The organism is Ruegeria sp. C9 (genome assembly GCF_056537585.1).
Window position 1 is genome coordinate 311,836 of record NZ_JBQFRU010000003.1, and the last position, 10,855, is coordinate 322,690.

9 protein-coding genes and 1 tRNA gene are annotated in these 10,855 nt (G+C 56.0%); 6 read left to right on the forward strand and 4 right to left on the reverse strand.

All coding sequences use genetic code 11. From position 1 onward, the window contains the following. Nucleotides 1-35 precede the first annotated feature (35 nt). Nucleotides 36-512 (forward strand): winged helix-turn-helix transcriptional regulator, encoded by a 477-nt coding sequence (locus tag ACR0NE_RS09815; RefSeq protein ID WP_170401672.1) that lies wholly within the window; start codon nucleotides 36-38, stop codon nucleotides 510-512. Nucleotides 513-552: 40 nt separating this feature from the next. Beyond that, entirely contained in the window at nucleotides 553-1,113 is a 561-nt protein-coding gene (locus ACR0NE_RS09820; protein ID WP_170594629.1) for a tetratricopeptide repeat protein, read from the forward strand. A 61-nt stretch (nucleotides 1,114-1,174) separates the two neighbouring features. On the opposite strand, the gene ACR0NE_RS09825 is transcribed toward ACR0NE_RS09820, so the two are convergent. Together ACR0NE_RS09825 and ACR0NE_RS09830 are read right to left on the reverse strand one after the other, a co-directional pair. Beyond that, nucleotides 1,175-3,064: a PhoX family protein gene (locus ACR0NE_RS09825; protein ID WP_170594631.1), complete on the reverse strand. Its 1,890-nt coding sequence runs from the start codon at nucleotides 3,062-3,064 to the stop codon at nucleotides 1,175-1,177. 142 nt (nucleotides 3,065-3,206) lie between these two features. Next, nucleotides 3,207-4,556 carry a hypothetical protein gene (locus tag ACR0NE_RS09830; protein WP_170420677.1) on the reverse strand — a complete coding sequence of 450 codons (1,350 nt, stop codon included), beginning with the start codon at nucleotides 4,554-4,556 and terminating at the stop codon, nucleotides 3,207-3,209. A gap of 318 nt (nucleotides 4,557-4,874) precedes the next feature. Between ACR0NE_RS09830 and ACR0NE_RS09835 the strand changes: the two genes are divergently transcribed. After that, nucleotides 4,875-4,948 (forward strand) — tRNA-Gly (locus ACR0NE_RS09835). On the opposite strand, the gene ACR0NE_RS09840 is transcribed toward ACR0NE_RS09835, so the two are convergent. Then, nucleotides 4,917-5,111: a hypothetical protein gene (locus tag ACR0NE_RS09840; protein WP_170392271.1), complete on the reverse strand. Its 195-nt coding sequence runs from the start codon at nucleotides 5,109-5,111 to the stop codon at nucleotides 4,917-4,919. The genes ACR0NE_RS09835 and ACR0NE_RS09840 overlap by 32 nt on opposite strands. Here ACR0NE_RS09840 and ACR0NE_RS09845 point away from each other — a divergent pair. The 3 genes from ACR0NE_RS09845 to ACR0NE_RS09855 all read left to right on the forward strand — a co-directional run bounded on the left by ACR0NE_RS09845 (nucleotide 5,105) and on the right by ACR0NE_RS09855 (nucleotide 9,911). After that, nucleotides 5,105-6,925, forward strand: a complete 1,821-nt coding sequence (locus ACR0NE_RS09845; protein ID WP_170594633.1) for an ABC transporter transmembrane domain-containing protein — start codon at nucleotides 5,105-5,107, stop codon at nucleotides 6,923-6,925. The genes ACR0NE_RS09840 and ACR0NE_RS09845 overlap by 7 nt on opposite strands. A 160-nt stretch (nucleotides 6,926-7,085) precedes the next feature. Beyond that, nucleotides 7,086-8,975, forward strand: coding sequence for an acyl-CoA synthetase (locus ACR0NE_RS09850; protein WP_170594635.1), 1,890 nt, complete (start codon nucleotides 7,086-7,088; stop codon nucleotides 8,973-8,975). 12 nt (nucleotides 8,976-8,987) lie between these two features. Next, entirely contained in the window at nucleotides 8,988-9,911 is a 924-nt protein-coding gene (locus ACR0NE_RS09855; protein ID WP_170594637.1) for an alpha/beta hydrolase, read from the forward strand. A 6-nt stretch (nucleotides 9,912-9,917) separates the two neighbouring features. Here ACR0NE_RS09855 and ACR0NE_RS09860 read toward each other — a convergent pair whose 3' ends face one another. Further along, entirely contained in the window at nucleotides 9,918-10,754 is an 837-nt protein-coding gene (locus ACR0NE_RS09860) for an alkaline phosphatase family protein (protein WP_170594639.1), read from the reverse strand. Nucleotides 10,755-10,855 lie beyond the last annotated feature (101 nt).

Sequence of the window (10,855 nt, forward strand, 5' to 3'; positions counted from 1 at the left end):
TCTGGTCGAATTGACTGAAATATAGGAGCCTGATCATGCAAAACGACTTGTCCAGCCTTGATCGCTTTGACCGTGCGATCCTTACGGCATTAGCTGAAGATGGCCGCATCTCAGTGACGGACCTTGCGCGCAGGATCGGCTTGTCAAAATCGCCGACACAGGCGCGGCTCAAGCGGCTTGAGGCTGACGGGATCATCACAGGCTATCGCGCCATGTTGGACCCGATCCGTCTGGGCCTTGACCATGTGGCCTTTGTCGAGGTGCGTCTCACAGATACTCGTGAAAAAGCACTGGCCGAGTTCAATGCAGCGGTGCGCAGAGTTGCTGAGATTGAACAGGCTCATATGATCGCGTCCAACTTTGACTATCTGCTTAAAATCCGGACCCGATCGATGACGGAATACCGCACGGTGCTAGCCGAGAAAATCTCATCCCTGCCGCATGTTGCCAACACCTCCACCTTCGTTGCGATGGAGGCGGTGAAAGAAACCGGGTTGCTGGCTCCGCTATAAAGCAGTTGACCTAAACGACTGATGGATCAGGTTAGAGAGGATGAAAAACGTACTCATCGTTGCCATACTCGCTGGTTCTGCCGCTCAGGCTTCTGCAGATTGCCCGGTTGCGCCGGATCATATTTCTGGCGTCGACGCCCTGATTGCGCAAGCCCAAACCGCGTCGTCTGAGCGCGAGGCGCGGGGCATTTCGGGACGGATGTGGCAACTCTGGACCGATGCGCCGGACGCCCGATCTCAAACCCTGTTGGATCGCGGGATGTCTCTGCGCGAGTCTTGGGATTTGACCGGTGCGCTGGCCGAGTTTAACGCTCTGGTCACTTATTGCCCGGATTATGCCGAGGGGTACAATCAGCGGGCATTCGTCAACTATTTGCAGCAGGATTACGGTGCGGCCCTGATCGATCTGGATCGGGCCATTGAGCTGTCCCCGAACCATGTAGCGGCGCTTAGCGGGCGGGCATTATCGCTGTTGGGTCTCAAGCGGCTGGACGAAGCGCGTACGGCGCTGAACCATGCACTCGAACTGAACCCGTGGCTTTCAGAGCGTGCCTTGCTTGCGCCGGGCGGGTTGCTTGATCCACCGGGTGAGGATATTTGAATTGAGACGAAAAAGCGCCCCGGAACCAAAGTTCAGGGGCGCTTTTGATGCAAGGGCTTGTTTAGCCGACCAGCCCGTTGTCGGTGCGTTTGATCGCAATCACCGACGAACGCGGCGTACCGCCATCGGGCCAATTGCTGCCCGGATGCTGGATGCCAACAAACATGGTGCGCAGGTCGGTCGACCAGGCCAGACCGGTGACTTCACAGCCATTCGGGCCGGTCATGAAGCGCACAATCTCCCCGGTCACGGGATCGCCAACTAGCATCTGGTTATTGCCGTTTCCTGCGAATTCTTCCTCGTTGTCATCATTCCCGTCTGTCTGAATCCAGACCAGACCGGTCGAATCGATGGCCATGCCGTCGGGTGAGTTGAACAGGTTGCCTTCGTTCACATTTGCCGATCCGCCACGGTTATCCGAATGAACAGTTGGGTTTCCGGCCATGACATAGAGATCCCAATCAAAGCCAGTGGCCGCGTGATCTTCATCCGCTGGACGCCAGCGCACGATCTGGCCGTATTTGTTGGCCTCGCGCGGGTTAGGGCCGTTGACTGCAGTGTCATCGCCCCCAGCATTTGGCTTAACTCCACGGTTCTTGTTGTTGGTCAGGCAGCAATATGCTTCGACCGCAACAGGGCTTGAGGCCACCCATTCCGGGCGGTCCATCGTGGTGCCGCCCGCAGCCGATGCGGCCATACGGGTAAAGATCAGAATTTCGGCCGCGTCCATGCCGGTTGTTTCCGGCGTCAGCGGCAGCCATTCGCCGCTCATGTCGTCATTGAACTTGGCGACATATAGCGTGCCGTCATTCAACAAGCCCTGAGTGTCGACACCGGGCGCATAGGCCGCGTTCGAGACGAACCTGTAAAGATACTCGCCACGTTCATCGTCGCCCATATAGACCACGACACGACCGTCCGCAGCCAGCGCGACCTCAGCATTTTCATGCTTGAAGCGACCAAGGCCGGTGTGCTTGACCGGAGTGCTGTCGGGTTTGGTCGGGTCGATTTCAACGATCCAGCCTGCGCGGTGCGGCTCATTGGGGTTTTTCGAGGTGTCGAAGCGGGGGTCAAACAGTTCGTAGCCATTCCAGCTTTCGGCTTTGATGCCATAGCGTTTCATGCCGTCCGCGACCTTCTGATCGTAGCTGGCATTCTCGTCAGAGGAACCAAAGTAGCCGTTGAAATTTTCTTCGCAGGTCAGGTAGGTGCCCCACGGTGTCTTGCCGGAACCACAGTTGTTCATGGTGCCCAGCGACGCGGTTCCTGTCGGATCGGCCTCGGTCTTCAGTAGGTCATGACCAGCGGCGGGGCCGACGATCTTCATTGGAGTGTTGTGGTGGATCCGGCGGTTGAAGGGGCTGTCCTTAACGACCGCCCAGCCCGCAGGGCCTTCCTTGATCTCCATTACGGTCACGCCCTGGATGTTTTGCAACTTTAGAACGTCATCGGCACTGGTTGGAACACCTTCCTGCGCGGCAGGCAGGTTGATCTTGCGGTTCGGGTACTCGTGGTTGATCGCAATCAGCTCGTGACCCCGGAACGAGAATGTCTCCATCCCATCCGTATTCTCGCCAAAAACCTTGTCGGAGTTTTCAACCTTACCGCCATCGGTCAAATCGTATCCATCGGCCTCGGAAAACAGCGGATCGCCCCAGCGCATTAGCATCTTCCACTCATAACCTTCCGGCACGTGGACTGTCCCATCGGTCTGGGCGGGAATCGGCGTGAAGGCAAAGCGTTGCGCATCGACCGCCTGTGCTGAAGTTGAGCCCAACAAACCAGCGCCCATCGCCGCAGCGCCCGACCCAAGAGCTACAACTCCTGACAGGAAACCCCGTCGCGAGATAGCGCTTTCAACCACGCGGTCGAAGTCGTGTTCATCCGGGCGGGGGAAGTGCAACTCATCCCAATCGTCGGCGGAAAGGGTGGTAAGATCGACGTCTGTCATGGATAGCTCCTGGCTGTCTGAATAGGGTTTTGGTGAACAGCGTATATTCACGTAACATGACAGTTTGTTTTCAAACCACAGGTTGAGTTATTCTCCATTTCGAAAACATCAGTTCAAAACAGGCAGTTTTCAATTGCTCCGCTCAATTTGGGTTGGCTGAGAACACTTGATATCCGCCCTCGTTGGCGAAAATAAGGTTGATATCCCAGCCCGCAGTCTTGAAACTGTCTTCGATACGACGCCAAAACGGTCGATCCAGAACAATGATGTAATCAATCTTACGTTCCCGCCCCAACACATCAAATGCTCGCCATCGTTCTTTACCATTCGAGGGGGCAGTGAATTCCTCGTGAAATTTGATCGCGGAAGGCGACTTCAAGCCGACAAGATCAACGAACCGAATGTTTTGATTCGAGACTGTTGAGGCGATCTTCCAGGGTATAAAGCCTGCGTCGTGAACACCTACTACAGAATTCGACGGTAAATTCTCAGTCATCCATTCCGCTGTAATAAGACGCTCTTCGCTACCCGATTTCCATTGTATGGTGTAGACTGGCCAACTGCTTGTCGCAAAAGCGTATACCGACAGGAGGGCACCGATCACAAAGACCGGGGCCGAAGAAACTTGACGCGCCGTCAGGACCGCTGTCCAAGATGCAATTGCAATTGGTAGCAACGGATACAGGTAGCGGAAATCGTTGTGATACAGAGCACCCGGTAGTTTCAGAGCTGATGAGAGCACAAAAATTCCGAAAAAAGCTAAGGCAACCCAGCCTCCCCTAAGGAATGGTGCGAAGACCAAGCCCGAGAAAACCACAAGCAGATTGGTCTCGACCACGGCGCGCAGAGCGACCATCAGTCGACTAGAGAAAACTTCACCTTTCTCTGCAAAAAAAGCCTCTTTCGCGCCGGCGGTATCAGGCCAAACACTGCCTAGAATCAGAACGCTCACAAGTGCCAAGATTATGTAGGCGGATGCGGAAATGAAAAAAATCTTGACGCAGTACGCGTAGTTGATCGGCTTCACGACGATGATAGAAATGAACAAGAGAGCAGAAAGAACGTAAAACTCCGGTCTGATAAAAGGCATTATGCCAATCAATATCGATAGCGCGACGTGGCGATTGGTTTGGCGTAGAAAAAAGGCCCAAGTGATGGCTGCCATTGCCATACCAGTCTCTAGGCCATTCATAAGGTGGAGCCACGCGAATCCTAATAAGAGACCCGCAATCGACCCAGATGCTGCAACAATCCGAGAGCCTGACACGGAACACAGTAACAACCATAACCCAATCATATATGCGCCGGCGCTTAGAACGCTCAAGGCCAAGCTGGCCTCTGGTGTAGTGGTGAATTGCGATAAAAAGGCCAGCACGAGAAAATGAACCAAGCTACTTGCGCCGGTCGGACCATCATTGCCGTAAAGATCTGAGCGCCCCGAAAGAAACAGATCCACGTTTCCGATTGTTATATAGGCATCATCCAAAGGCATCCATACGGGCGACTGCTGCGAGAGTGTCAACACGATCAGGCAAGTGAACACTAAGGCTGGGATAAGCATACATAGTGTTTTTCTCCAGTGTGAGTTAGATGCCGGAATCAAGTTACTTCCCTTGCGTTTGGTGGTGACCCAGATCTGTTTTCCATCGCTAATTAACGACCATTGAATTGCTACGACTTCCCTTTTTGCCGCCCATCTGAAAATTTCTTGAAGATCGTGTCATTGATGTCGTGCGCCGTATCTGAGGCTGAAAACACAACTTCGCGCTTGACGATGGTTGGTACATAAAATAATCAGCGCAAGCACTGAGCGGGTATAGCTTAATGGTAAAGCCCCTGCCTTCCAAGCAGGCTATGTCGGTTCGATTCCGTCTACCCGCTCCAACTCAGCCCCTCCATCTCTAACATTCCGGTCGAATGCGTCAAAAGGCCCGGATCGTGCCCCGAATTGCGCCCAAAGCTTGACCCCATTGTCCCACGCCGCCATGAAACGTTGATTGACGCCTGATAAGGGCTGCGACCAGAATACAAGGGCCAGATATGGCAAGAACACGCTCCGCCAATCCAGCAAATGCACAAGCGCCCGGCGCCTACGATGAACGGGCTAGGTCTAAAAAAATTGGCGTGCTGCGGTCATTGTGGCCGTTTATGAAGCCCTATCGACTGCTGATGATCGGTGCGACACTGGCGTTGATCCTGACGGCCAGCATGACGCTGACATTGCCCTTGGCTGTGCGGCGTGTGGTCGACAATTTCCGCATCGAAGATGGTGATTTGCTTGAATGGTACTTTCTGGCCGCCCTCGGTATCGCCGGGATTCTCGCCGTGGGTACGGGTATTCGCTATGCTTTGGTGACCCGGTTGGGTGAACGTGTGGTGGCCGATATCCGAAAGGCGGTTTTTGACCGCGTGATCGGGATGAGCCCCGAGTTTTACGAGCGCATCATGACCGGCGAAGTTCTGAGCCGTATCACCACCGACACAACGCTGATCCAATCGGTGCTGGGATCGTCTGTGTCCATCGCGCTCCGCAATCTTTTGATGTTCGTCGGCGGACTGGTGCTGATGCTGCTGACATCGGCTAAGCTGACTGGGATGGTGTTGCTACTGATTCCGCTGGTGGTTGTGCCAATATTGGTACTGGGCCGCAGGTTACGGGTGATCAGCCGGGAAAATCAGGACTGGATTGCGGCGTCCTCTGGAAATGCCGGCGAGGCGTTGGGTGCGGTGCAAACCGTGCAGGCTTTTACTCATGAGGACGCCAGCAGGACGCAGTTCGGAGAGATGACAGAAACTTCGTACGAAGTTTCTCTGCGTCGGATCCAGACCCGTGCGATTCTGACCGTCATTGTGATCTTTCTCGTCTTCTCGGGCATCGTTGGCGTGCTGTGGATGGGTGCGAATGATGTGCGTAACGGGGTTATGACCGAGGGCGTGTTGATCCAGTTTGTGATCTATTCGATCATCATGGCGGGTTCAGTCGCGGCGTTGTCCGAAATCTGGAGCGAGTTGCAGCGCGCTGCAGGTGCGACGGAGCGTTTGGTCGAGCTGCTGAACGCTGAGGATACCGTCAATAATCCGTCGCAGGCCAAGGCATTGCCTGTGCCCGTACGCGGAGAGATACGTTTCGACGATGTGACATTCCACTATCCCGCGCGCCCGGACGTTGTCGCGCTGGATCATTTGTCACTGCAGATAAAACCCGGGGAGACAGTGGCCTTTGTTGGCCCGTCTGGTGCGGGCAAGACAACAGTCATCCAGATGATTCAGCGGTTCTATGATCCCGATGCGGGACAGGTCAGCCTTGATGGGCTCGACCTGCGCGAGTTGAACCGTGACGACTTCCGTCAGCACATCGCGCTGGTCCCGCAAGACCCCGTGATCTTTGCCGCTTCGGCGCGCGAGAATATCCGCTTTGGCCGTCTGGACGCCTCAGATGCCGAAGTCGAGTCCGCCGCCCGAGCCGCCGCCGCGCATGAGTTCATCTCGGCTTTGCCCGAAGGGTATGACAGCTTTGTGGGCGAACGGGGCGTAATGCTGTCGGGTGGTCAGAAGCAACGTATCGCCATCGCACGTGCCATCCTGCGCGACGCACCGGTGCTGCTGCTGGACGAGGCGACCTCGGCTTTGGACGCAGAAAGCGAACGTGCGGTGCAGGGTGCGGTTGATAACATGAGGGCAGGGCGCACCACTCTGATCGTGGCGCACCGTCTGGCGACCGTTAAGAAGGCAGACCGGATTGTCGTGCTGGAAGCCGGGCGCATTGTGGCGCAGGGTACCCATAACGATCTGGTGGCGCAGGACGGTTTGTATGCCCGCCTCGCACGCTTGCAGTTCACCGACGGGGTGGCTGCAGAATAAAGTGACGCTCCGGCACATCTCGTTTCGCCGTAGCGTCATTCTACATATTCCAGGACCTGATCGCTAAGCCCTTGCTTGCGCATGGTGTGTTTTGCTTCCATCTTGGAGGTGACAAACAAGCCTGTGCGCGACACGGGAGACAGATCAGGGGAGGAGCCACATGGCCTTTGTGGGATTGGAAGACAAGGCGCGCATCGAGCAGGAGATGGCGTGGGAAGATCGGGACGTACCCGTCACCTTCCATCAACTGTTGTCGCGGACGGCGGGCAAGTTCCCGAACCATAAAGCGATCAGCTTTCAGTTGTTGTCCGGCCCGACCGACAAGGCCGAGACGCTGACTTGGTCCGAGCTGCTGGGCAAAGTCAATCAGGCCGCCAACCTATTCCGTTCCCTTGGCATCGGAGAAAACGATGTGGTGGCCTATGTGCTGCCCAACTGCAACGAGACGCTGGTCACCATGATGGGCGGTGCGGTGGCCGGGATCGTGAACCCGATCAACCCGTTGCTGGAGCCAGAGCAGATCGCGGCGATCCTGCGTGAGACCAAGGCCAAGGTTGTCGTCACCCTGAAATCCTTTCCCAAAACCGATGTGGCCCAAAAGGTTGAAGAGGCAGTACGCCACGCTCCAGGCGTCAACACGATCCTTGAGATCGACCTGAATCGCTATCTGACGCCGCCCAAATCCTGGCTTGTACCGTTCTTGCGCCCAAAGATGGGTGATAAAGAAAAGCTGGCCCATGCGGATTACAAGAACTTCCTTGATGAGCTGAACAAGCAGCCTAAAACGCTGAACTTTGAGGATAGCCAGGAAGATCGGGTGGCGTGCTACTTCCACACGGGCGGCACTACGGGCATGCCGAAAGTAGCGCAGCACAAATACTCGGGCCTTATCTACAATGGCTGGTTGGGCAACACGCTGCTCTTTGACGAAAACGACGTCATCATGTGCCCTCTGCCGATGTTCCATGTCTTTGCGGTGCATGTCATCGTGATGGCGGCGGTGTCGTCTGGTGCACATGTGGTATTCCCGACGCCTGCCGGGTATCGCGGTGATGGCGTATTCGACAATTTCTGGAAACTGATCGAACGCTGGAAGGTTTCGTTCATCATCACAGTGCCGACAGCGATTTCAGCCAAAATGCAGCGACCTGTGGATGCGGATATATCCAGCGTTAAAACAGCATTTTCGGGATCAGCTCCGTTGCCGGTCGAACTGTTCCGTCGGTTTGAAGAAGCGACCGGCGTTACTATCGTCGAGGGCTACGGCCTGACCGAGGCCACTTGTCTGGTGTCATGCAACCCCGTGGATGGGGAAAAGAAGATCGGCTCGATCGGTATCCCGTTCCCTTATACGGATGTCAAAATCCTGCAGGACGGGCCGGATGGACCAACCGAGTGCGGCGTAGATCAGATCGGTGAAATTTGCATCTCGAACCCCGGCGTATACGCGGGCAATACTTATACCGAGACCGACAAGAATACGAACCTCTATCATTTCGATAAATACCTGCGCACGGGCGATCTGGGACGGTTTGATGAGGACGGCTATCTGTGGATCACCGGTCGCGCGAAGGACCTGATCATTCGCGGCGGACACAATATCGATCCCGCAGAAATCGAAGAGGCCTTGCTGGGCCATGATGCCGTCGCCTTTGCAGGGGCCATCGGTCAGCCCGATGCGCATTCGGGTGAGGTGCCTTGCGCCTTTGTTGAACTGGTCGAGGGGGCCTCGGTCACTGAACAGGAGCTGATGGACTATTGCAAGGTCCACGTCCACGAACGCGCGGCACAGCCCAAGCATATGACCATTCTGGATGAATTGCCGAAAACCGCCGTTGGCAAGGTTTTCAAACCCGAACTGCGCAAGCAAGCCATCACGCGCATCTACAACGGTGCTTTGGACGCCGCAGGCATTGAAGCGCGGGTCGTTTCGGTAATCGACGACAAGAAGCGAGGTCTTATCGCGCAGCTTGACGCGAATGGGTCTTCCGAAGACGATGTCTCAAAAGTGCTGGGTTCGTTTACCCGGCCATGGGAGTGGTCTGAATAATTCGGAGGAACAATGGACTATGAACGTCTGATCGACGAGGAGACCTGGGGTTTCATCCGGCGCACGGCCGAGAGCTATCCGGATGATACAGTAGAGATGTCCATTGCTGACCAACGCCAGGTCTATGACGCGATGTGTCAGGACTTCCGCCAGCCGCGCCCACCTGGCATCGAGGTGCGCGACAGGTCCGCCGATGGCGTACCTGTTCGCATCTATAGTGCCGGTGACCCCACCCGGACCGTCATCTATATACATGGTGGTGGGTTCGTCGTCGGGGGCTTGGATAGCCACGATGATGTTTGTGCGGAACTCTGCGCCCAGACGGGCTATCGGATCGTTTCGGTCGACTATCGGTTGTGCCCTGAGCATGTGCACCCGGCGCAGTTTCAGGATAGCTGGACCGCCACGAACTGGGTGGTTCAGGAATACGGCGAGCCGATCGTGCTGGCCGGTGACAGCGCGGGTGGCAATCTGGCAGCAGCCGTTTCGCACCATGGTCGGGGGCGGTTGGAAAATGTGCTGGGGCAGGTCCTCATATATCCCGGCTTAGGCGGAGATATGTCGCAGGGGTCGTATATCGAACATGCCAATGCCCCACTGCTGACATTGGACGATATCCGGTTTTATGAGACTGTTCGGTATCAAGGTACCACGCCCCAGAACGATCCTACCTATGCACCGTTGCATGACGTCGATTTCTCGGGGCTACCGCCGACGGTGGTGGTGACCGCCGATTGCGATCCGCTGCGCGATGACGGGCAAGCTTATTGCGACCGGATCACAGCCGCAGGTGGGCAAGCACATTGCATCAACGAGGCCGGTTTGGTCCACGGATACCTGCGCGCCCGAACATCGGTCAGGCGCGCCGCGGACAGCTTTGAGCGGATTTCCGTGGCGATTGAGGCTTTGGGGCAGGGGATTTGGTCCTACGACTGAACCGCGTCAGGTCAGGAACGGCTTGGCTTTCATCGTATCCGCCACCGGTGCGCCCATGCGCTGAAGTATGGTTGGTGCAAGCTGTAGCTGGTCGATCACGGTATCGGGATCAGGGCCTTTGGCCTCTCCAAAGTAGTAAAGCGCTGTTTCCTGCTGCAACGGGCTGCGCCCTCCGTGATGGCCACGTTCGTCTTGGCCATGATCAGCCGTCACGATGACGTCATAGCCCAACTGCTGCCAGCGCGGGATGAACGGGGCCAGCATTTCGTCCATGACGAAACAAGCATGGTCCATCTCGGCGCAATCGTGGAAGAAACGATGCCCCATGCTGTCCAGTGTGCAGGTGTGCAGGATGCCATAATCCAGTCCGAAGCGCAGACACAGGTTGGTGAGCGAGGCAAACAGATCGACATCGCTTGGCGTCATCTGGTTGGCGTTGCCATATCCCGTCATTGAATGAAAGCGACCATGGTTGATTGTCAGGTTGTCGGGCTCGTCATATTCAACATCGCGGACGTAGTCGAACGGGTGGCGATTGAAGAATTGAGACCAATAGCTGTGGGTGACCGCGCCGGTCACACCGCCTGCCTCACGCACCTGACTGAACACATCCTTATGGCTTAGTCGGAAGACGTTGCCGTTGCCTGTACAGCCATGCTCTTGCGGTGTGATCCCGGTGTGGATAGACGCATAGCAACTGGCAGAGGTCGAAGGCAGTACAGAGCGGAGTTTCCAAACCCGGGCAGCACCGCTGTCGACCCATCCTTCAAGATTGCCAAACAGTCGACGAAAGTTGCGCCAGGGGACGCCGTCGAGGATGATCAAAAGCAGTTTGCGGTCCATGTTCCGGCCCTTGTTTCTGAGTATTCGTTCCGGCGAACCTATGAGATTCGTCCGGCTATGGCTGCGCATTTGCGCCCCAAATAGCAAAATCCCGACGTCTG

Coding starts and splice junctions, on each gene's coding strand:
- ACR0NE_RS09815 (WP_170401672.1), top strand. CDS start 36: ATGCAAAACGACTTGTCCAGCCTTGATCGCTTTGACCGTGCGATCCTT.
- ACR0NE_RS09820 (WP_170594629.1), top strand. CDS start 553: ATGAAAAACGTACTCATCGTTGCCATACTCGCTGGTTCTGCCGCTCAG.
- ACR0NE_RS09825 (WP_170594631.1), bottom strand. CDS start 3,064: ATGACAGACGTCGATCTTACCACCCTTTCCGCCGACGATTGGGATGAG.
- ACR0NE_RS09830 (WP_170420677.1), bottom strand. CDS start 4,556: ATGCCTTTGGATGATGCCTATATAACAATCGGAAACGTGGATCTGTTT.
- ACR0NE_RS09845 (WP_170594633.1), top strand. CDS start 5,105: ATGGCAAGAACACGCTCCGCCAATCCAGCAAATGCACAAGCGCCCGGC.
- ACR0NE_RS09850 (WP_170594635.1), top strand. CDS start 7,086: ATGGCCTTTGTGGGATTGGAAGACAAGGCGCGCATCGAGCAGGAGATG.
- ACR0NE_RS09855 (WP_170594637.1), top strand. CDS start 8,988: ATGGACTATGAACGTCTGATCGACGAGGAGACCTGGGGTTTCATCCGG.
- ACR0NE_RS09860 (WP_170594639.1), bottom strand. CDS start 10,754: ATGGACCGCAAACTGCTTTTGATCATCCTCGACGGCGTCCCCTGGCGC.